The organism is Enterobacter sp. FW301-JW81 (assembly GCF_058788735.1).
The window spans coordinates 103,325-123,971 of record NZ_JBYTBA010000002.1 but is presented as its reverse complement, the minus strand read 5'-3'; the positions used below and the strand labels follow the sequence as shown (position 1 = coordinate 123,971).

At 61.3% G+C, this 20,647-nt stretch carries 17 protein-coding genes; 5 read left to right on the top strand and 12 right to left on the bottom strand.

Going from position 1 to position 20,647, the window contains the following annotated elements:
• Nucleotides 1–2,241, bottom strand: a complete 2,241-nt coding sequence (locus AC3WOK_RS07550) for an EAL domain-containing protein (protein WP_492354279.1) — start codon at nucleotides 2,239–2,241, stop codon at nucleotides 1–3.
• Between the two features lie 353 nt (nucleotides 2,242–2,594).
• On the opposite strand from AC3WOK_RS07550, the gene AC3WOK_RS07545 reads away from it, so the two are divergent.
• Complete coding sequence (locus AC3WOK_RS07545) at nucleotides 2,595–2,783, top strand: YfgG family protein (protein ID WP_021241815.1); 189 nt, start codon at nucleotides 2,595–2,597, stop codon at nucleotides 2,781–2,783.
• Here AC3WOK_RS07545 and AC3WOK_RS07540 read toward each other — a convergent pair.
• Nucleotides 2,780–3,670, bottom strand: a complete 891-nt coding sequence (locus AC3WOK_RS07540) for a LysR family transcriptional regulator (RefSeq protein WP_063427910.1) — start codon at nucleotides 3,668–3,670, stop codon at nucleotides 2,780–2,782. The two genes, AC3WOK_RS07545 and AC3WOK_RS07540, sit on opposite strands and share 4 nt — an antisense overlap.
• A gap of 97 nt (nucleotides 3,671–3,767) precedes the next feature.
• Between AC3WOK_RS07540 and AC3WOK_RS07535 the strand changes: the two genes are divergently transcribed.
• The 3 genes from AC3WOK_RS07535 to AC3WOK_RS07525 are packed head-to-tail and all read left to right on the top strand — an operon-like array spanning nucleotide 3,768 to nucleotide 6,271.
• On the top strand, nucleotides 3,768–4,997 hold the full coding sequence (locus AC3WOK_RS07535) for an MFS transporter (RefSeq protein WP_252000745.1): 1,230 nt from the start codon (nucleotides 3,768–3,770) through the stop codon (nucleotides 4,995–4,997).
• 51 nt (nucleotides 4,998–5,048) lie between these two features.
• Complete coding sequence (locus AC3WOK_RS07530; protein WP_063427906.1) at nucleotides 5,049–5,516, top strand: DUF6130 family protein; 468 nt, start codon at nucleotides 5,049–5,051, stop codon at nucleotides 5,514–5,516.
• An 11-nt stretch (nucleotides 5,517–5,527) separates the two neighbouring features.
• Nucleotides 5,528–6,271, top strand: coding sequence for an alpha/beta fold hydrolase (locus tag AC3WOK_RS07525; RefSeq protein WP_492354278.1), 744 nt, complete (start codon nucleotides 5,528–5,530; stop codon nucleotides 6,269–6,271).
• An 89-nt stretch (nucleotides 6,272–6,360) separates the two neighbouring features.
• Here the strand turns inward: AC3WOK_RS07525 and iolB are convergent, their stop codons facing one another.
• The 10 genes from iolB to AC3WOK_RS07475 form a co-directional block, all read right to left on the bottom strand.
• Nucleotides 6,361–7,185, bottom strand: a complete 825-nt coding sequence (gene iolB / locus AC3WOK_RS07520; protein ID WP_059312594.1) for a 5-deoxy-glucuronate isomerase — start codon at nucleotides 7,183–7,185, stop codon at nucleotides 6,361–6,363.
• Between the two features lie 9 nt (nucleotides 7,186–7,194).
• Nucleotides 7,195–8,085, bottom strand: coding sequence for a myo-inosose-2 dehydratase (gene iolE / locus AC3WOK_RS07515; protein ID WP_492354277.1), 891 nt, complete (start codon nucleotides 8,083–8,085; stop codon nucleotides 7,195–7,197).
• Nucleotides 8,086–8,096: 11 nt separating this feature from the next.
• Nucleotides 8,097–10,001 (bottom strand): bifunctional 5-dehydro-2-deoxygluconokinase/5-dehydro-2-deoxyphosphogluconate aldolase, encoded by a 1,905-nt coding sequence (locus AC3WOK_RS07510; RefSeq protein ID WP_063957737.1) that lies wholly within the window; start codon nucleotides 9,999–10,001, stop codon nucleotides 8,097–8,099.
• Nucleotides 10,002–10,013: 12 nt separating this feature from the next.
• The gene (locus tag AC3WOK_RS07505; protein ID WP_447856056.1) at nucleotides 10,014–11,147 is read right to left on the bottom strand and encodes a Gfo/Idh/MocA family protein; all 1,134 of its coding nucleotides are present in this window, start codon (nucleotides 11,145–11,147) and stop codon (nucleotides 10,014–10,016) included.
• 8 nt (nucleotides 11,148–11,155) lie between these two features.
• Entirely contained in the window at nucleotides 11,156–12,184 is a 1,029-nt protein-coding gene (locus AC3WOK_RS07500; RefSeq protein WP_032669397.1) for an ABC transporter permease, read from the bottom strand.
• Nucleotides 12,185–12,195: 11 nt separating this feature from the next.
• Nucleotides 12,196–13,743 carry a sugar ABC transporter ATP-binding protein gene (locus AC3WOK_RS07495; protein ID WP_492354276.1) on the bottom strand — a complete coding sequence of 516 codons (1,548 nt, stop codon included), beginning with the start codon at nucleotides 13,741–13,743 and terminating at the stop codon, nucleotides 12,196–12,198.
• A gap of 48 nt (nucleotides 13,744–13,791) precedes the next feature.
• Entirely contained in the window at nucleotides 13,792–14,721 is a 930-nt protein-coding gene (locus AC3WOK_RS07490; protein ID WP_021241824.1) for a sugar ABC transporter substrate-binding protein, read from the bottom strand.
• 31 nt (nucleotides 14,722–14,752) lie between these two features.
• A complete protein-coding gene (gene iolG / locus AC3WOK_RS07485; protein WP_492354275.1) occupies nucleotides 14,753–15,739 on the bottom strand; it encodes an inositol 2-dehydrogenase in 987 nt (328 codons plus the stop codon).
• 300 nt (nucleotides 15,740–16,039) lie between these two features.
• A complete protein-coding gene (gene iolD / locus AC3WOK_RS07480; protein ID WP_492354274.1) occupies nucleotides 16,040–17,965 on the bottom strand; it encodes a 3D-(3,5/4)-trihydroxycyclohexane-1,2-dione acylhydrolase (decyclizing) in 1,926 nt (641 codons plus the stop codon).
• Nucleotides 17,966–17,976: 11 nt separating this feature from the next.
• Entirely contained in the window at nucleotides 17,977–19,482 is a 1,506-nt protein-coding gene (locus tag AC3WOK_RS07475; RefSeq protein WP_492354273.1) for a CoA-acylating methylmalonate-semialdehyde dehydrogenase, read from the bottom strand.
• 292 nt (nucleotides 19,483–19,774) lie between these two features.
• Here AC3WOK_RS07475 and AC3WOK_RS07470 point away from each other — a divergent pair, with 292 nt between their 5' ends.
• Complete coding sequence (locus AC3WOK_RS07470) at nucleotides 19,775–20,608, top strand: MurR/RpiR family transcriptional regulator (protein WP_023338648.1); 834 nt, start codon at nucleotides 19,775–19,777, stop codon at nucleotides 20,606–20,608.
• Nucleotides 20,609–20,647: the final 39 nt, after the last annotated feature.

Genomic DNA, 20,647 nt, shown 5'->3' with positions numbered 1-20,647 from the left:
TCAGGCGTCCGCGGTGGACGCCTCAGCTTTCAGCAGCGACTCAAGCGGTGCCGGCCTGCCAATCAGATAGCCCTGCACGTAATCGATGCCTAGCGCGTGAACCGCGCTACGTATTTCTTCGGTCTCAACATACTCTGCCACCACCAGCATTTTCTTCATGCGCGCCAGATGGCAGATCGAAGCCACTATCTGATAATCCAGGCTGTTATTGACGATATTGCGGATAAAGCTGCCGTCGATCTTGAGTATGTCCGCATCTACGCTTTTCAGCCGCGCATAGCTCGCGTACCCGGTGCCGAAATCATCAATCGCAATGCGTACCCCCATTTTCTGCAGCTGCTGGAGGATGTGTAGCGCCTGCTCCCCGCTGCCGAAGGTGCTGCACTCGGTCACCTCAAAAATCAGCTGCCACGGCTCAATGGCGTATTTCGCCAGCAGGCGGCTGACCTCAAGCGGGAACTGCACCCGACAAACGGTTGACGGGGCCAGGTTAATGGCAAAACGCTGGCCGGGCAGCCTTTCGCGTCGCGCGGCCAGGAAGCGCAGGGTGTGCTCCAGCACCCACAAATCCACCCTCGAGGACAAGCCAAACTCCTGCGCGACGGGCAGGAACAGATCGGGAGAGATCAATACCCCGTTGATATCCGGCATCCTCAACAGGACTTCGTGATAGCGATCGCCACGCAGGCCGCGAACGGGCTGCGCCAGCAGGGTGAATTCGTTGTTATCGAGCGCCTTTTGCAGGCGGCTCATCATCGCAACCTTATCCTTCAGGCTGCGCTGCAAATGGACCGCACCACGCTGCTGAAGATTTTCCGGATGGTTGGAGGAGAGTGACAGATCGGCAACCACCCCGAGCTCCCCGAGGACCAGATAGAGATGGTTAACCGGAGACCGTACATAGCAGTAACTCACACCAACCTGCGGCTGCAGCGGCATGCCGTCCCAGACGAAGCGGAACTGTTTGATATGCTCGTCCAGGGCCTCAATCCGCTGCTGGTGCGATTCCGCGTTGAGTCGCACCGCCAGGTCATACCCGGTCAGGTGGTACACCTGCTCATTGGGCTGGAGCGTGCCGTTAACCCACTGCGCCAGCTGCTGTTTATACAGAATACGCAGCAACACGCCGTAATTTCGGCCCAGAATTTCCAGCTCCGGAATACGCAGCAGGCAGAGCGCCGACCACGGGTTCTTCGCCAGATCGCGCGTCAAGGCCCGAAGGTTAGGCATGTGCACGACGGGGTCGAGCAGCGCCAGCCTGCGGGAGCGTTTATTCACGGCGCGCTGGCGAGTCGCCAGCATCGACATATAAATCACCACAAACGAGAAGACCAGGTAGCTGGAAGAGGTGATCGCCAGCTGAATGTCATACCCCTGGTTCACCGGGATATAGTGGTAAAAATAGTGAATAGACACCAGCAGCACCGGCGTCCAGATCAGCGATATCAGCTTATAGCCAAAACGCATCGCGCCCCAGAGCATCACCGGCATCAGCAGCGACAGGGTGTAGTTGGTGGTGAAAATGGAGCTGTTTTCATTCATCGGCAGCAGCAGCAGCGAAAGCAGCCCGCCAAGCGCAATCGCCCACAGTAAAAACTCCACGATCGTCACCTTTTTGTCTATCTGGCAACGGATCTGCGAGACAAGGCTTTTGACATAACGCGGATGGCGAATCAGGCGGATTAGCAGATAGCTCAACGGCACGCCCGTCAGCCCGCTGACCAGCAGCGCCTGGTAGTTAATGAGAGTGCGAATATTGAGAGGGTTTAACCCCGCCAGGCTCTGGCGGCTCTCATACACGCCCAGATAGACCGCAAACTGAAACAGCACCAGAAACAGCGTCGCGGGGCAGAAGACCTGCCAGAAGATGCGCTGCGCCATCAGCCGGACGTCGCCGTAAGCCGTCATATTCCGTCGGGGCGCAAACACCCGGTAACCGCCCCAGCTGAGCACCAAAGGGATGATAAAATGGAGCATACCGGCGACGGTTTCAAACATCCCGACCGACGGGTAATAGCGGATAAACAGCGACAGCGCGATCCCAGGAAGGGCTTCCAGGCCAAAGAACATCATCAGCGAAAGCAAAAACGAGAGGGGCAAATAGTAGAGTGCCGCAATACCGTCGCCCAGCTGCGTGAACGTATTCGCGACGCTCAGTATGGGAAGTAAAACCACAGGCAAAATAAGCGGCAATGCCCACCAGCGGTTTTCATTTTTTATCAGGAAAGCAATAATGTTCATAGATGCCCGGTTAAACCCCTATCGCTCCAGAGGGAAAATAAAGACAGGCATCCAACCTGACGTACGCGCTGCCCAGCAACGTGCGGGGCGAACAGTGTGGAGGAAGGATTTTAAATATCAGGGCCGGGAATCCGTTGACTTAAATCAAACTAATTTACGCAAATAACGCTTTGTGGCGTTTTTTTTGAAATAATTTTCTTCATATTATCAATATGGTAAATGCATTAATTAAATTCAATAACATCAATTAATGTAAACATTGACGGTTATTTACACACATCAGAATTGACCCCCTCTTCCCGCTGTGCCTTAATATCCTCATCGCCCAAATGGGCTTACCCAGGAAAAACAGAGTGAGTCAGGTCACGCGTATGCGCAAACGACATCGATTTAACACCCGGATGACCCGCATCATACTGCTCATCAGCTTCCTGTTTTTCTTTGGCCGCTTCGTTTACTCTTCGATTGGCGCCTGGTACCACCATCAGGATAAAACCCAGTCACAGCAATCCAGCCTGACCGTCGATACCGCTGACCGCTAGGCCGCCGGAGGGTTTTGCAGTATCCGAATAATGCCTGCTATGCCTTTGCTCAGGATTTTGTCCTGCCGCATCACCACGGCCAGCTGCCGCTGCAGCACGGGCGTCAGCGACATCACGCACAGCCCGTCACGATCGGCATCCTGTTCGACCGCCATGCGCGGAACAATGCTGTAGCCCAGCCCCGCGCGAACCATGCGTTTGATCGCCTCTATACTGCCAAGCTGCATCACCGGCGCGATCGTTAACCCATTGCACGCAAACCAGCCATCGATCAGCGCCCGGGTACCGCTGCCGGATTCAAAGGCAATCAGCGGCTGGGCGTGCAGCGCCTCCGGGGTGAGCTCCCTGAATGCATCCTGTTGCTCCCATGATGCGATAAAGACAAACTCCTCGTCCATCACCGGCATGACGTCCAGCGCTCTGCCGCTCACCGGCAGCGTCACCAGCCCCATATCGAGACGGTTTTCTTCGATGGCCCTGACGATGTCGAGGGTGTTGCCTGTCGTCACCCCCACGCTCAGGAGCGGAAACTCTCGGCGTAGCTGCTCCAGCAGCGGCGGCAGAAGATGAATGCAGGCCGTTGCCCCCGTGCCAAGCGTAATGGTGCCGCTCACGTCGTGGCTGAACGCGCTCACGGAGCGGATGGCTTCATCCACCGCCTGCTGAATACGCTCCCCGTGCGCCAGTAAAGCCTGCCCGGCATCCGTCGCCTTAATGCCCCGCCCGGTACGCTCCACCAGCCGCGTTTGCAGAAATTGCTCCAGCTGGCGTATTTGCAGGCTCACGGCGGGCTGGGAAATGCCCAGCAGATCCGCTGCCGCTGAAAAGCTGCCTCGCTGGATCGCCAGACGGAACGTGGCGAGATAGCCCAGATTAAGCGTCGTCATTCAAAGTTTCTCTTATACCGCGCATAAGGTTGCTGCCCTGCCAGCACAATACCCCGCGAGTTATGCTCAGGACAACTGCATAGCGGAATGAAAACTAATGGAAACACCTGCCCTGCCTCGCCGACTCGCCCTCACGGCGGGATGTAATCAACTCATCAACTGGGGGATCTCGTTTTACATGCCCGGCACCTTTGCGCTGGCCATTTCAGCCGACCGGGGATGGTCGTCACCGCAGATTTACCTCGGCCTGACGCTGGCGATGCTGGTGATGGCGGCGGTCTCCCCGTTTGTCGCCCGCCTGCTGGCGCGCTTTGGCGGCCAGAAGGTGGTGATGAGCGGCACGTTGCTGATCGCCATCAGCTGCGCGGGGATGGCGTATACCCAGACGCTTGCTGGCTGGTACTGCGCCTGGCTGGTCACCGGCGTAGGGATGCGCCTGTCTCTGTACGATGCGCTGTTCGCCGCGCTGGTGAACCTCTACGGACAGCAGGCGCGAAGAACAATCTCACGCGTCACGCTGGCGGGCGGGCTGGCCTCCGCTATCTTCTGGCCGCTGGGCTATGGTCTGCTTCAGGTGATGAGCTGGCAGGAAGCGCTGCACGTCTATGCTCTCTTCGGCCTGCTGAGCGCGGTGCTGATACGCACGCTTCCCCCGCAGCAGCTGACGGTGACGACAAAGGTCACCGCGCCGCCGCTGAACAGCGAGCGGCGTAACGGCTGGCTTTATGCCGCCTTCATTGCCCTTATCACCTTTGTCTCTAACGGCACCTCTACCCATCTGCCGGAGTTTATCATCCACTTCGGCCTGCCGGTCGCCATCGGCATGCTGTGGGGGATAGGCCAGACGGCTGCTCGCTCGCTGGAAGTGCTGGCGGGTGCCCGCTTAACCCCCTCCAAACTCACGCTTTTCACCGCGCTCGCCATGCCGCTCTGCTTTCTGGTTGGGCTAAGCAGTTCCCAGTTTGTCTGGTGCGCAGCCGGGTTTGTGCTGGGCTACGGGGCCATCAACGGGCTGGTTACCATCGTAAAAGCCACCCTGCCGCTGGAGCTGTTTAGCACGGAAAGCTATGCCCGCCGAACGGGCATGCTGCTTATCCCCGGCCAGCTGATGGCGGCAGCCTCACCGTTTGCCTATGCGTGGCTCAACAAAACGCTGGGTATCGCTGGCGCAATGTGGGTGTCAACGGGGCTGACGCTGGTGATTGCCGGGCTGGCGATAGCGATCGTGCGCCGTCGCGGCAGGCAAACTGTATCGCACTGTATCCAGCAGGCCACGCTAACAAACGGGTACAAAACGCCGCCTCCGGCAAATATCTCCGATACATAAAAATGGTTTTCTTTCCCTGTCGCCATTCAGAACCGATGAGGAGAGAAACCGATGATCCGCCGTTATTTACTGTTCCCATTATTGGCCCTGGCGTCGTCCAGCGGCGCCTGGGCCACGCCCCTGGACAACCTGAGCGCCGCCGACGTGAATGGCCCCGCCGCCGTTGCCCCGCTGGAACGCCCACAGCCGCCGGCAAAACTGATTGTCGATCCGCCCCTTGCCGGCCCGCTGAGCAAAGGCGCGGTGTTTATTCAGTATCGGGCCGAAAACCTGCGCATCGAGCCGGTATTCGGTCCCGATGCGCTCAGGGTCGCCCCGCGCATCGGGCACATTCACGTGGTGGTGGATGACGCGCCGTGGCACTGGGCTGACGCCAGCGGAGAGCCGGTGATCCTGGTGGGGCTGCCCGCCGGCAAGCACAAGGTGACGATTATTCTGGCCGACCCGACGCACAAGCCGCTCGACCACAAAACCATTGAATTCACCGTCCCGCCCCACGCGGCGGTCCACCATTTTTAAGGAGCCCCAGAATGAAAGCACTGACTGTACTGACGGCAGGCCTGCTGGCGCTTTCCGCCAGCGCCTTTGCGGAGAGTAAAACCAGCGTGGTGCTGGTGCACGGCGCGTTTGCCGACGGCAGCAGCTGGAATAAGGTGATTACCCTGTTGCAGAAACAGCACGCAGAGGTCATTGCCGTCCAGCTGCCGCTTACGTCGCTAAAAGATGACGTTGCCGCCACGCGGCGAGCCATCGCCCGCGCCCAGGGTGATGTGGTGCTGGTAGGCCACTCGTGGGGCGGCACCGTGATTAGCGAAGCGGGCAACGATGCGCGGGTAAAATCGCTGGTTTACGTGGCGGCATTTGCGCCGGACTCCGGGCAGTCGACGGCGGATCTGGCAGGAAGCTACCCCGAGCCGTCGGGCAGCGCGGGCATCGCCAAAACGGCGGACGGCTATTTATATCTGCCAACGGACGCCGTCAGGAAGGATTTCGCGCCTGACGTGAAACCGGGTGAACAACAGATCATTGCGGCTACGCAGGGGCCAATAAAGGGCGACGCTTTCGCAGAAAAAGTGACTCACGCCGCGTGGCACAACAAACCGAGCTGGTACGTGGTGAGTCAGAATGACCGGATGATTAACCCGGCGCTTGAACGCGCGATGGCGAAGACGATCCACGCGAAAACCACCGAGGTGTCGGCGAGCCACGTGTCGATGGTGAGCCAGCCGGACGCCATCGCCCGGACGATTGAGCAGGCGAGGCGGATGCACTGAGGACAATTTGCCCGGCGGCGCTGCGCTTGCGCGGGCCTACGGTTTCGTAGGTCGGGTAAGCGCAGCGCCACCCGACAAGAAAGGCCGCCTCAGTTGCCCCTCTGCGCGGGATAATCGCTATTAATCCACGCGTGGTCCTCTTCCCAGGTGAACATCCATTTTCGCACCGGCCCGGCCATCACGTTGAGGTAATAGCTGTCATACCCGGCCATCGTCGCCACCGGATGGTAGCCCTTCGGCACCATGACCACATCGCGGTTATAGACCGCCGTGCACTCATCCAGCGTTCTGTCGTCGGTGTAGACGCGCTGCATGCAGAACCCCTGCTCCGGGTTGAGGCGATGGTAGTAGGTCTCTTCCAGGTACGTCTCCTGCGGCGGATTATCCGTGTCGTGCTTATGGCTCGGGTACGAGCTGGTGCAGCCCTCATTGGTCCACACCTCCACCACCAGCAGGCTGTCGGCGGGTTTGTCTTCCGGCAGAATGTTGTGCACGTAGCGCTGGTTGTGGCCTTTGCCGCGCGCCTCACCGTCGATATCCTGCGGGGCAATCAGCCGCGTAGGGTACGTGCCTTTGCCGGGGGCGGCGCAGACCGCCAGCTCCAGCTTCGTCAGCGCCTTCACCTGCACCGTCTCCTGCGGGGTGACGTAAACCGCCCACGGCTTGATGCGCTCGAACGGGCTCATCCGCTCGCCGATGTCGTTAAACTGCGCGGAAGGCGTGCTGATGGAGGCGCGTCCGGCGACCAGCACCAGGCAGCGCTCTTCGCTGACGGCAGGCAGCGTTAGCTGCTGCCCCTCCTGCAGCTCATACGCCTCAAAGCCAACATATCCCCAGCCGGCGCTTTCCGGCGTGACGGACTGCGTGCGCCCTTCACCGTTCGGCTGTTGCCAGCGTGATAACAGACGTGACATGTCGCCTCCTCAGATAAGCCCGGCGTCGCGCGCCAGGCGGCTCAGGTTGTTATACCCCAGACGGGCGTAGGTCAGCGGATGGGCAATCGCCGGATCCTGCTCGGCCTCCACCACCAGCCAGCCGTGATAGTCCTGCGCCTTCAGCAGCCGCATAATCGGCGGGTAATCCACGCAGCCGTCGCCCGGCACGGTAAACACGCCGCTCAGCACCGCGTCGAGGAAGCTGGTTTTACGGTTTTTCACGTCCGCCAGCACGTCGGCGCGCACGTCTTTGCAGTGAACGTGGTTGATGCGCGACGCCCAGCGCTGCGCCACCGCCAGCGGATCGGCCCCGGCAAAGGTCAGATGGCCGGTGTCCAGCAGCAATCCAACCTCCTCTCCGGTGTGGGTCATCAGATTGTCCACGTCGTCGGCAGACTCAATCACCGTGCCCATGTGGTGATGGTAGGCAATCTGGACGCCCTGCTGCTGGGTGTAGCGGGCAAACTCGGTGAGCTTCTCGCCGTACTCTTTCCAGCGCGCCTGCGGGAAGCGCGGGCGCAGGTGTACCGGGGTCTGCTGCTCGCCGTGAATACAGCCGCTCACTTCCGCAAATACCAGCACCTTCGCCCCCAGCTCGCGCAGCAGCGTCAGGTGCGGCTGCACGGCGGCGATCTCCTCCTCCACGCTGCGCTCCAGCAGGCGGCCGGAGTACCAGCCGGAAACCAGCTGCAGGTCGTGGCGCTGCAGGATGGGGCCGAGCAGGCGCGCTTCGCGCGGGAACTTATTCCCCAGTTCGAAACCGGCGAAACCGGCCTCTTTCCCTTCGCTCAGACAGGTCTCCAGCGACGTCTCCGCGCCGAGAGAAGGCAGATCGTCGTTCGTCCACGTTAGCGGGTTAATGCCTAATTGCACACTCATTGTCGTCTCCATTATGCGTGTCCGCGCTCGCGCCACCAGGCGATGAGCTGCAGGTAGTTGTCCCGGATGCGCGCCACCAGCTGCGCATCGTCAATATCGTGCTTCAGCCACGCGCGGGAAGCATCGCCAAACAGCGTGCGCCCTACGGCGAAGCCTTTTACTACCGTCTGCCCCGCTGCGGCTTTAAAGTCGGCGCGCAGCTGTTCCGCCGGGGCGTCCAGGCCGAGGATCACCACCCCGCGGCAGTGCGGATCCCGGCGTTCGATAATCTCGCTCAGCGCCGCCCAGCCGTCGGCCGAGAGCGGCGGCAGCTTCCACCAGTCCGGGTAAATGCCCAGGTTGTAGAAGCGGGAGATGGCGCGCAGGTAGAGCTCGTCGCTGCGCGGCATGGTCGCGGGCAAAATCACCTCCAGCAGCAGCTCGTGCCCGGACCGGCAGCAGGCGTGGTACACCTCGGCGATTTTCTGCTCCTGCTCCAGGCGCAGGCCGTGGGCGTCTTCCGGATGGAAAAAGACCAGGCACTTCACCACGTGCTCCTGCGGCCAGCTGATAAGCTGGGTGCCGATGTTGCCGTGCTCCATCTCCAGCGGCCGGGAGCCCGGCAGCTCGATGGGGCGGCCAATCCACCACCCTTCCCCGGTGATCGCGTTCAGCGCGTCCTGACCAAAGGTGCCGTCGCACAGCAGGCCGGCTTTGCCCTCCAGCCCCGCGCGGCTCGCCGCCTCGCGGCTGGCCTGCAGGATCAGCTGCTTCAGAGCCGGAATGCGCTTAAGCGACGCGCCGCACTGCATCGCCATATCCTCAAGCTGGCTGCGGTGGTCGAAGGCCATCACGCACAGCTCCGGCCACTCGCGGCGGCGCGTGGTCACCCGGTGGAGATGGTTAAGACGCGGATCGAGATCCGGGCGCGGCACATCCGCGGCGCGGGAGAGATAGTCATCCAGCTCGATTTTGCTCGGCATCGCCGGGGCGCAGCCGTGGCGCGAGACTACCAGCGCGCCGCAGGCGTTGGCGTAGCGGCACGCCTGCTCCCAGCCCTCGTCGTTCAGGTAGCCGCGCAGCAGGCCGGACATAAACGCGTCCCCCGCGCCGAGGACGTTCAGCACCTCCACGCGCACGCCGGTCACCGTCAGGCCGTCGTCCAGCCGGGGCGGAATGGCGTCGGTATAGACCGAACAGCCGAGCGCGCCGCGTTTGCAGACCAGCGTTGCCTCACTGACGACGCGCACCTGCCCCAGCGCCTGCAGGGTATCCGTGCTGCCGCCCGCAATGTGAAACTCCTCTTCGGTGCCGACAATGACGTCGAAGAGGTGCAGCACCTCCTGCAGCTCGCGGGTGACCTTATCGGCGGCGATAAAGCGCGTTTCGCCGTCGCCTAAGGCGGTCAGCCCCCACAGCACCGGACGGTAGTCAATGTCCAGCACCGTGCGCACGCCATGACGGCGGGCATAGCCCAGCGCCGTCAGCACCGCCTCGCGGGTCTGCGGATGAGAAAGGTGGGTCCCGGTGATGGCAAGACAACGTGCGGAGGCGATGTAGCGTTCGTCCACATCGCTGGCCGTAATGGCCATATCCGCGCAGTTATCGCGATAAAAAATCAGAGGAAAGGTGTCCCGGTCTTTAATGCCGAGTAGCACCAGCGCCGTGAGGCGTTCTTTATCGGTAATCAGATGGCTGGTATCGCAGCCCACCTGGTTGAGCTCTTCCCGCAGGAAGCGGCCCATATGTTCATCGCCGACGCGCGCCAGCATCGACGAGCGCAGGCCCTGGCGCGCGGTGCCGTACGCCACGTTGCCGGACGACCCGCCGAGGTATTTGGCGAAGCTCGAGACATCCTCAAGACGGGCACCAATCTGCTGGCTGTAGAGGTCTACCGCCACGCGGCCCATGCATATCACATCAAACTGCTTTTCCACGTTGATACCTCATCAGACAATGTCGTTCACGTTCAGCCAGCGGCCTTCCCGGTGCGAGAGCGCAATCGCGTCCAGCACGCGCGACACCTTCCAGCCCTCTTCGAAGTCCGGCCACATCGGCGCGTCGGCGGCAATCCCGTCCACCAGGTCGCGCACCTCCACCGTTTTTTGGTCGTTAAAGCCAATCCCGTGGCCCGCGCCCATGCAGAACGCGGCGTAATCCGGGTGCGCGGGGCCAACGAGCAGCGTGCGGAACCCCTGACGGTTCACCGGATCGTCATGCAGATAGAGCTTCAGCTCCGCCATGCGCTCCTGGGTGAAGCTGATGGCGCCTTTCGTTCCGGTAATGACGTACGACAGTCCCATCTTGCGGCCGCAGGCGACGCGGGAGGTTTCAATCACGCCCTGCGCCCCACCCGCGAAGCGCACCATCGCGTGGGCCTGATCCTCGTTTTCGACGGCAATCATCTCCGACGATCCGGCCTTCACCGGTCGTTCCGGGACCACGATCTTCAGGTCGCCGCAGACCTGCTCGATATCCCCCACCAGGTACTGGGCCATATTGACGATATGCGCCGCGAGATCGCCCAGCGCCCCCAGCCCGGCGGTCTCCCTGAAGCAGTGCCAGTGAATGGGCGAGAGCGGGTCGGCCATGTAGTCTTCGTTGTGGGTGCCGTAGAAGTGGATCACCTCGCCAATCTCGCCGCGGGCGATAATCTCCTTCGCCAGCTGCGCGGTCGGGTTCTTCATGTAGTTGAACCCCACCAGCGTTTTCACCCCAGCCCGCTTCGCGGCGTCGACCATCTCGCGCGCATCGTGGGCGTTAAGCGCCAGCGGCTTCTCCGAGTAGACGTGCTTGCCGTGGCGGATCGCCTCCAGCGCCATCTCTTTATGCAGGTGGTTAGGTGAACAAATATCCACCACGTCAATAGCCGGGTCGGCCACCAGCGCCCGCCAGTCCCCGGTGGAGCGGTTGAAGCCAAACGCCCGCGCGCGCTCTGCCGCCAGCTCCGGCGTGACTTCCGCCACCATCTCGCGCACCAGCCTGCCGCGCAGGTTGAACACCGTCGGGGCCTGGGCATAGGCGATAGCGTGCGCCTTGCCGATATACCCGGTGCCAATCAATCCAATACGAACCTCTTTCATCGTGATCCTCACAGTGCGCCGCGACGGCTCTTGGCGTAGGTGTCAAACGCCACCGCCAGAACGATAATTAATCCGGTGATAATCTGCTGGTAGTAGGCCGAGACGTTCATCAGCACCAGGCCGTTAATCAGAATACCCATGATGATGGAGCCGATAACGGTGCCGCCGATGCGCCCGTAGCCGCCCATCAGCGAGGTGCCGCCAATCACCACCGAGGCGATGACGCGCAGCTCAAAGGAGATCCCGGCGACCGCCTCGGCGCTCCCCAGACGCGCGCTCAGAATGAAGCCCGCCAGCCCCGCCAGACAGCCAATCAGCACGTAGACGCTGACCAGCACGCGCTTGACGTTCACCCCCGCCAGGCGCGCCGCCTCCGGGTTGCCGCCGATGGCGTAGACGAAGCGGCCCCAGCGGGTTTTATGCAGCGCCAGATAACCGCCGACGGCGACGATGGCGAAGATCCAGATTGGAATGGAGATGCCGAGCAGCTCCCCGCGTCCCCACCAGCGGTAGCCTGGGTCGAAACCGGCGATCGGCGCGCCGTCGTTAATCACCAGCGTCAGGCCGCGCCAGATGGTCATCCCGCCGAGGGTGACGATAAACGGCGGCAGGCGCAGGCGGGTGACGCCCAGGCCGTGCAGGAAGCCAATCGCCGTGCCCATCGCCAGACAAATCCCCAGCCCGATTAGCCAGCTCATGCCGCCCCAGGCGTTCGGGTCGACGGTGGTGAAGTTGTCGCCTTTGATCACGTACGCCGCGGTCATGGCGCACACCGCCAGAATGGAGCCGACGGAGAGGTCGATCCCGGCGGTCAGGATGACGAAGGTCATCCCCACGGCCATGATCCCGTAGATGGACACTTCGGTCAGGATGTTGAAAATATTGCGTTCAGAGAAAAAGTTACTGTTCTGCGACTGGAAGAAGATCAGCAGCAGGATCATGAAAATCAGCACCCCGAAGCGCTCGAAGAAGGCGATGGGATCGATGCGTCCGGCGCGTTTGACCGGGGCCTGCGTTTTAGAAATCATCTGCGTCATGAGAAACTCCGTTATGCCGCGTTCAGGGCGTTGTGGTTGATTGCCATCATCGTCATCAGCCGTTCTTCGTTAGCGTCGTCACCGTGGATCTCGCCGGTTACCCGGCCCTCGCTGAGGGTGATGATCCGGTCGGATACCGCCATCACTTCAGGCAGATCGGAGGAGATCACGATCACCGCTACGCCCTTTTTCGCCATGTCAAACAGCACCTGGTGCACTTCCGATTTGGTCCCCACGTCGATGCCGCGCGTCGGCTCATCGACGATCAGCACCCGCGGATTGAGCGCCATGCAGCGAGCGAGGATCACTTTTTGCTGGTTGCCGCCGGAGAGCTTGCGCACCTCCTGCTCGCTGTTGACCATTTTGATCTGCAACGCTTTGCGGTAGGACTCAATCAGGTCGTCCTCTTTGCGGGTATTGACGAACCAGCGCCACTGCAGCAGCGAGGAGAGACAGGAGAGCGACAGGTTGTCGCGAATCGACAGCCCCAGCACTGCCCCCTCTTTTTTGCGATCTTCCGGCACCAAAGCCACGCCCTGGTCGAGGGCATAAAGCGGGTCGCGCGGGTGGTACGGCACGCCGTCCAGCTCAAAGCTTCCCGAGGTAAACGCGTCTGCGCCAAACAGGCAGCGCGCCACCTCGGTGCGTCCCGCGCCCACCAGCCCGGCAATGCCTAAGACTTCCCCGGCGTGAACGTGGAAGCTGATGTCATGCAGGGCGATACCGTGCGGATCGAGCGGCGGCTTTTCGCGGCTCAGTCCCTTCACCGCCAGGCGGACGGGTTTGTCTTCATGATGGGTTTCGCTGGCCGGACGACGGTTAAAGGCCACGTCGCGCCCGACCATCAGGCGGATCAGCTGTTCGACGTTGGTCTCCGCCACCGCGCCGGTGCCGGTGAAGCGGCCGTCCTGGAAAACGGTGAAGCGATCGCAGAGCTGGAAAACTTCATGTAGACGGTGGGTGACGTAGATAATGCTCACGCCGCGGTTTTTAAGCTCGCGCACCACGCGGTGCAGACTTTCCACCTCGCTGTCGCTTAGCGCGGCAGACGGTTCGTCCATGATGATTAGCCGGGCGTTGAGGGTCAGCGCCCGGGCGATCTCCACCATCTGCTGCTGGGCGACGCTCAGGCGGGCGACCGGCGTGGTTGGCGCAACGTTCAGCTGCAGGTAATCGAGAATGACCTGCGCCTCCTGGTTGACCGCCTTTTCGTCGACGAATAGGTTACGCCTGCGCGGCTCGCGTCCGAGAAACATGTTTTCCGCGACGGTCATGTTGGGCAGCAGGTTGAACTCCTGATAGATGGTGATAATGCCCTTGTTCTGCCGCTCCACCGGGGAGTCGTCCACCGGCAGCGCTTCGCCGTTGAACCAGATATCGCCGCGCGTTTGCGGCTGCGCGCCCGCGAGCGCCTTCAGCAGCGTGGATTTTCCCGCCCCGTTCTCCCCCAACAGGGCGTGAATTTCTCCGCTGCCGACGGTCAGCTGCGCGCTGCTCAGCGCCCAAACGCCGGAAAAGCTTTTTGCCAGGTCGGTCACGTTCAGTAAGGGTTGCGACATCGGTCTGCTCCTCCTCATGATGAGCCGCCAGAGGCGGCTCGGGACATATTAGTTACCGGCCTCACCGATACGCTCGGCCTGCTGCAGGTTCTCTTTGGTGATCAGCGTCGGCGGGTAGTCGGCCCCGGTGATGGCTTTCTTCTCGCGCACGTTAGCCACCAGCTGGCTCATTGCCGTCTGCACCGCAAAGCCCGGACGCTGATCCGCCGTCACCGCCAGCCAGCCATCGCGCACGCGGGCCAGCGCTTCCGGTACCGCATCAAAGCCGGTCACGAGGATCTCGCCCGGCTTCACGCCCTGGCTCTGCAGCGCTTCAATCGCCCCCAGCGCCATGTCGTCGTTGGCGGAGAGGATCACCTGCGGGCGTTTCGGCAGCGAAGGCAGAACGCTTTCCACGATGCGCATCCCTTCTGAACGCATCCAGTTCCCGGTCTGATCGGCGACGATCTTGTACTTATCCCCGCCCGCCTTCAGGCTGTCGCGGATCCCTTTGGTGCGTTCAATATTGGAGGAAGAGCCCGGCTGGCCGGTGAGGAGAATGATCTCCGCGCCGTTGGGGAATTTGGTTTTGACGAAGTCGCCAATTGCCTGGCCGCCCTTATAGTTGTTGGCGCCGAAGTGCGGCACTTTTTTCTGGCTGTCGACGGAGCGGTCAAGAGTGACGACCGGCAGCTTCGCATCCTGAATTTCATCCACCGCGCTCGAGACCGCGTTCACGTCGTTCGGGGAGACGATAAAGCCCTGCGCCCCGCGGGTAATGGCGTTTTCCAGATCAGCCACCTGTTTTGGCGAGCTGCCCTGCCCGTCCAGCACCTGAAGCTTCACGCCCATCTCTTTTGCGGCTTTCACCGCCGTGCGCTGCATGTGAACTTCAAACGGCATGGCCAGGTTTGGCGTACTGAAAACAATTTGCTCGTTTTCGGCGAGGGCGGCCCCGGACGTCATGGCGATGAGGGCGGCTACGATCAGTTTTTTCATTATTATGTCTCTCTGTGTAGGGTGGTTGTGTTTAGAGGACGATCTCGCGCTGGCTACGCAGCGACTCCAGCGCTTTATCCGCAAGGTACAGCGCACGTTCACCATCATCGCCGCTGCAGTCAGGCACCGCTTCGCCGCGCAGGACCGCAACAAAGTGTTCCCATTCCGCGGCGTAAGCGGATTTGTAGCGCTGCAGGAAGAAGTGTTCCGGCAGCGCGCTGGTGCAGCCCTGTTTGCCGTAGTGCTGCACCTGGTTTTCCAGAATGTTGCCCGCGCACAGCAGCCCTTCGGAGCCGTGCAGCTCCAGGCGCTGGTCATAGCCATACGAGGAGCGGCGGCTGTTAACGATGGTCGCCATCGCGCCGGAGGCATATTTCAGAACGATAAACGCGGTATCGATATCCCCCGCCTCGCCAATCGCCGGATCAACCAGGTTGCTGCCCTGGGCATACACAGACACCGGCTCTTCGCCCATGATGAAGCGCGCCATGTCAAAGTCGTGGATGGTCATATCGCGGAACATGCCGCCGGAAACGCGCACGTACTCCGCAGGCGGCGGAGACGGATCGCGGGAGATGATGAGCAACGATTCCGGCTTGCCGATGCGCCCGGACTGGGCATCGGTTTTCACGCGGCGGAACTGCGGGTCAAAGCGGCGGTTAAAGCCGATGAACAGCGGCACATCGTACTCTTTGACCACCTTCAGGCAGTCGCGCACGCGGGCGAGGTCGAGATGTACCGGCTTTTCACAGAAGATGGCCTTGCCGTGGCGGGCGGCCATTTCAATGAGGTCCGCGTGGGTATCGGTCGCGGAGGCGATCAGCACGGCGTGAACGTTAGGGTCGGTCATCGCCTCATCCAGGCTCTGCTGGCGGGCCTGATACTGCGCGGCGAGACGGGTGGCAAATTCCTGATTCGGGTCAACCACGGACCAGAGCGTGGTCGCGCCGTGGCTGGCGATGTTAGCTGCATGTACCTGGCCAATTCGGCCAGCGCCCAGTAAAGCAATGTTAAACATAACGGCTCCCGGTGTTGGTGAATGCTGTGAACTAACGACCCTATAAATAAAACATTTATTTCATTTTTATAAATAGTGAAAATTATGTTTTTGAGTGCGGGTTAACACTTTTGAGATGAATGAGATAAATTTTGTTATCAATCTCACAACATGAGAGGACGTACAGAAGCGCCCCTCATACCGGCCCTCTCCCCTGGTGGGCCAGGGAGAAAAGGCCGCACCGAACCATCCCCTCTCCCCTTTGGGGAGAGGGTTAGGGTGAGGGGAAATGAAATGAAAATTTCGTTACGGCGGGAAAACTCAATACTGGCGGGCTTTTTTCACCTGCGCCTGCGTTTGCTCCGCGGCTTCGCGCACGGCAGAAGACGCCGCCACCTGCGCGTCGCCGGTTCGCCACCAGGAGGCGTAATCGTGGGTCATGGTCTTCGGCAATACCTTGATGTCCAGCAGCGTCGGGCCCGGATGCGCGCGTGACGCCTCAAGCGCCGCCAGCAGGCTTTGCTCGTCGTTTACCCGCCACGCGCGGCAGCCGTAGCTTTCCGCGTTTTGCGCAAAGTCGACCTTCACCAGCGGCCCGTCAAGCCGCCCGGTTTCCGGGTTGCGACGGCGGTTTTCCGTGCCAAAACTGCCCATGCCGTGCCCCATCTGCAGGTTGTTAATGCAGCCGAAGCTGGCGTTATCAAACAGCACAACGGTAACCTTAATGCCCTCCTGCACCGCGGTTTGCAGCTCGGAGTGCAGCATCATGTAGGAGCCGTCCCCCACCATGGCGTACACCGGCTGTTCGGGTCTGGCGAGCTTCGCGCCGATGGCCGCCGCAATCTCGTAGCCCATGCAGGAGTAGCCGTACTCCAGGTGATAGCTGTCCGGCGTTTTGACCTGCCAGAGGCGCTGTAAATCACCCGGCAGCGAACCAGCCGCGCCCACCACGATGGCGTTATCCTCCACATGCTGGTTAATCAGCCCCAGCACCCGCGTCTGGGTCAGCCGGGTGTTGAGCGCCTCGCCGTATTCCGCCAGCTGCGCGTCCAGGTGCCCCGCCACTTCAGGCGCGTCGTCAGGACGCCACTGGCGATCCCACAGGCGACGGCTCTCGTCGCGCCAGGCGGATTTCGCATTAGCGATCGCCTCTCCCCAGCCGCTGCGGTAATCCCCGAGCGCGTGGGTCAAGGCCTGCAGCCCGGTTTGAGCATCGGCAACCAGCGCGGTGGCGTCCAGCTTCAGGGCATCAAACTCGGCCACGTTCAGCAGCAGGAATTCGACGTCCGGGTGGGAAAAGAGCGCCTTGGAGCCGGTAGTAAAGTCGGTCAGGCGCGTGCCGATGCCGATCACCAGGTCGGCCTGTGGCGCGAGCTGGTTGGCGGCCATTCCCCCCGTCACCCCTACGCCGCCCAGGTTAAGTGGGTGGTCACTTACAAGCGCCCCCTTTCCGGCCTGGGTTTCGGCAAACGGCAGCTGCAGCGTCTCGACAAATTCGCGAAACGCCTCATGCGCGCCGGAATAGCGCACGCCGCCGCCGCACACCACCAGCGGACGACGCTTGCGGGCAATCAGCGCCCGCGCCTGCGCCAGACGCTGCGGATCGGGCGGACGACGTTCGATGTGGTGCACGCGACGCGCGAAGAAGCTCAGCGGATAGTCCCAGGCCTCCCCCTGCACGTCCTGCGGCAGGCAGATGGTCACCGCGCCGGTATTGGCGGGGTCAGTAAGCGTTCGCATCGCGCTTAGCATCGCGCTCATCAGCTGCTCGGGACGGTTAATGCGGTCCCAGTAGCGGGAGACCGGGCGGAAGCAGTCGTTGGTGCTGATGCTGAGATCGTGATACTGCTCAATCTGCTGCAGCACCGGGTCCGGCTGGCGGCTGGCGTAGATATCGCCCGGCAGCAATAGCAGCGGAATGCGGTTCGCCGTGGCGGTTGCCGCGGCGGTAACCATATTGGCGGCGCCCGGCCCGACGGAGGAGGTAACGGCAAAAATACGCTGACGGCGGTGCTGTTTGGCGAATCCCGTCGCCATATGGGCGATGCCCTGCTCGTTGCAGCCCTGCATCACCTGCAGATGGCCCGGATCTTGCTCCAGCGCCTGGCCGATACCCAGCACGTTGCCGTGCCCAAAGATGGTGGCGACGCCCTCCACTAAGAGCGTTTCGTTGCCATCCACGCTGACGTACTGTTGATTCAGGAACCGGACCAGCGCCTGGGCCATGGTCATACGTTCGGTTTGCATAAAACCTCCTGTCAGCCCAGCGTCGGCATGGAGAACGCAGCGCCTGTCTCCTGCTGCATTTCCGGCCAGCGCGCGGTGATGGTTTTCATTCGGGTGTAGAAACGCACGCCGTCGTTGCCGTGGACGTTGAGCGCGCCAAAGATGGAACGCTTCCAGCCGCCGAAGCTGTGGAACGCCATCGGCACCGGGATCGGCACGTTGACGCCCACCATGCCCGCCTGCACCTCTTCACAGAAGCGGCGCGCGCAGCCGCCGTCGCGGGTGAAAATGGCCGAGCCATTACCATATTCATGGCGGTTAATCAGATCCACCGCGCTGGCGTAATCTGCTACGCGCACCACAGAAAGCACCGGGCCAAAAATTTCTTCTTTATAGATGGTCATCTCCGGGGTGACGTTATCGAACAGCGTTGGCCCGACGAAGTAGCCCTGCTCGTGCCCCTTCACGCTGAAGCCGCGGCCGTCCACGCGAAGCTTTGCCCCCTGCGCTTCCCCGCTGTCGATATAGCCCAGCACCTTGCTTCGGTGCGCGGAGGAGATAAGCGGCCCCATTTCGTTTTCCGGCGTCTGGTCCAGACCCGGCCCAACGCGCAGCGCGGCAATCTGTTTCTCCAGCCGGGCGCAGAGGTCATCGGCGGTTTTATCCCCCACCGCCAGCACCACCGAGAGCGCCATGCAGCGTTCCCCCGCCGCGCCGTAGGCCGCGCCCATGATCGCATTGGTCGCCATCTCCATATCGGCATCCGGCATTAAAATGCAGTGATTTTTCGCGCCGCCCAGCGCCTGACAGCGCTTGCCGTGGGCGGACGCGGTCTGGTAAATGTATTCCGCAATCGGCGTGGAGCCGACAAAGCTCACCGCCTGCACGCGCGGGTCGGTCAGGAGCACGTCAACGGACTCTTTATCGCCCTGCACCACGTTAAACACGCCGTCCGGCAGGCCGGCCTCTTTCAGCAGCTGCGCCAGCGCCAGCGCGAGAGAAGGGTCTTTTTCCGACGGCTTCAAAACGAAGGTGTTGCCGGTCGCCAGCGCAATCGGGAACATCCACATCGGCACCATCGCCGGGAAGTTAAACGGCGTGATCCCGACGCAGACCCCGAGCGGCTGCAACAGCGAGTGGCTGTCAACGCCGGTGCCGACGTTCGCCGAGTGTTCGCCCTTTTGCAGATGCGGGATGCCGCAGGCAAACTCCACCACTTCCAGGCCACGGGTCAGTTCGCCCACCGCGTCGGAGAAGACCTTGCCGTGCTCTTCGCTGATGATACGGGCCAGGCGCTCCATGTTCTCTTCCAGCAGCGCCTTAAAGCGGAACATCACGCGCGCGCGCTTCAGCGGAGCATGGCGCGCCCACGTCGGAAACGCCTGCTGCGCGGCGGCAATCGCCTGTTCGGTTTCCCGCGCCGTACTCATCACAACCTGGCGGATCTGCTCGCCGGTGGCCGGGTTGAAGATCGCCTGAACGCGCTGGCCTGAACCGGTGACACATTCGCCGTGAATAAAATTCGCTACCGTCTCCATCCTTAACCTCTCGCTGTTGATACGTGACTGTGACCTGAACACTCTGTACAGAACACTATATATGAAACAAATATTCCATTTTAAGTTGAAATAAAATAAATAATGATTATTGTGATCAAGGATGGATTTTTATGTTAACAGCCAGCAACACTGACCCCGCGTGCGCTATTAAGACTTTTCGGGCGAGGAAATGACTGAAGCTTCTGTTTCATTTTTGCTGCCAGATGGATGGCCGACATTTAAAAAACGTGGTTTTGCGTTTAGAATCATATGACTGTATTTGGGGGATAACATGACGACAGCAACTAGCCTGAACGAACTGCAGCAGCAAATCCGCGATCGCTACGATAGCCTGAGCAAGAGGCTGCAGCAGGTCTCCCGCTACGTGCTGGATAACACCAACAGCGTGGCCTTTGATACGGTTGCCGTTATTGCCGAGCGCGCCGACGTGCCGCCCTCGACGCTGATCCGCTTTGCCAACGCCTTTGACTTCACCGGCTTCAACGAAATGAAACAGCTGTTTCGCATGAACCTGGTAGAAGAGACCGCCAGCTACAGCGACCGCGCCCGGCTGTTCCGCGAAATGGAGAGCGAGGCCGTGCCGGAGACACCGCTCGATATCCTGCAGGAATTCGCCCGTTCAAACGCGCAGGCGCTGCAGCAGCTGGCCGCCCGCGCCGAACCGGAGATGCTGGAGCGCGCGGTACAACTGCTGGCCGACGCCGATACCATCTACATCGCCGGACTGCGCCGCTCCTTTAGCGTCGCGGCCTACCTCACCTACGCCCTGAGCCACCTCGAGTGTCGCCCTATCCTGCTCGACGGCATGGGCGGCATGCTGCGCGAGCAGATCAGCCGCATTAAGGCGCGCGACATTGTAGTGTCGATCAGCTTCTCGCCGTACGCGGAAGAGACGGTGATGGTGAGCGAAACTGCCGCCAGCGTCGGCGCGCGGCAGATCGTGATTACGGACAGCCAGATAAGCCCCCTGGCGACGTTTAGCGATCTCTGCTTTGTGGTAAAAGAGGCGCAGGTGGATGCGTTCCGGTCTCAGTCGGCGACGCTGTGCCTGGTGCAGTCGCTGGTGGTGGCGCTGGCGTATCGGCTGGGTGGCGGGGAGAAATAGCCCCGGTGCAGTTTGGTGGGCCAGGTAAGGCATAGCCGC

Excerpts from the sequence above, each read along its gene's own strand:
- AC3WOK_RS07470 (WP_023338648.1), top strand. The coding sequence starts at position 19,775 with ATGACGACAGCAACTAGCCTGAACGAACTGCAGCAGCAAATCCGCGAT.
- AC3WOK_RS07525 (WP_492354278.1), top strand. The coding sequence starts at position 5,528 with ATGAAAGCACTGACTGTACTGACGGCAGGCCTGCTGGCGCTTTCCGCC.
- AC3WOK_RS07550 (WP_492354279.1), bottom strand. The coding sequence starts at position 2,241 with ATGAACATTATTGCTTTCCTGATAAAAAATGAAAACCGCTGGTGGGCA.
- AC3WOK_RS07535 (WP_252000745.1), top strand. The coding sequence starts at position 3,768 with ATGGAAACACCTGCCCTGCCTCGCCGACTCGCCCTCACGGCGGGATGT.
- AC3WOK_RS07500 (WP_032669397.1), bottom strand. The coding sequence starts at position 12,184 with ATGACGCAGATGATTTCTAAAACGCAGGCCCCGGTCAAACGCGCCGGA.
- iolG (WP_492354275.1), bottom strand. The coding sequence starts at position 15,739 with ATGTTTAACATTGCTTTACTGGGCGCTGGCCGAATTGGCCAGGTACAT.
- AC3WOK_RS07505 (WP_447856056.1), bottom strand. The coding sequence starts at position 11,147 with ATGAAAGAGGTTCGTATTGGATTGATTGGCACCGGGTATATCGGCAAG.
- AC3WOK_RS07490 (WP_021241824.1), bottom strand. The coding sequence starts at position 14,721 with ATGAAAAAACTGATCGTAGCCGCCCTCATCGCCATGACGTCCGGGGCC.
- AC3WOK_RS07530 (WP_063427906.1), top strand. The coding sequence starts at position 5,049 with ATGATCCGCCGTTATTTACTGTTCCCATTATTGGCCCTGGCGTCGTCC.
- AC3WOK_RS07540 (WP_063427910.1), bottom strand. The coding sequence starts at position 3,670 with ATGACGACGCTTAATCTGGGCTATCTCGCCACGTTCCGTCTGGCGATC.
- iolD (WP_492354274.1), bottom strand. The coding sequence starts at position 17,965 with ATGCAAACCGAACGTATGACCATGGCCCAGGCGCTGGTCCGGTTCCTG.
- AC3WOK_RS07495 (WP_492354276.1), bottom strand. The coding sequence starts at position 13,743 with ATGTCGCAACCCTTACTGAACGTGACCGACCTGGCAAAAAGCTTTTCC.
- iolE (WP_492354277.1), bottom strand. The coding sequence starts at position 8,085 with ATGAGTGTGCAATTAGGCATTAACCCGCTAACGTGGACGAACGACGAT.
- iolB (WP_059312594.1), bottom strand. The coding sequence starts at position 7,185 with ATGTCACGTCTGTTATCACGCTGGCAACAGCCGAACGGTGAAGGGCGC.
- AC3WOK_RS07475 (WP_492354273.1), bottom strand. The coding sequence starts at position 19,482 with ATGGAGACGGTAGCGAATTTTATTCACGGCGAATGTGTCACCGGTTCA.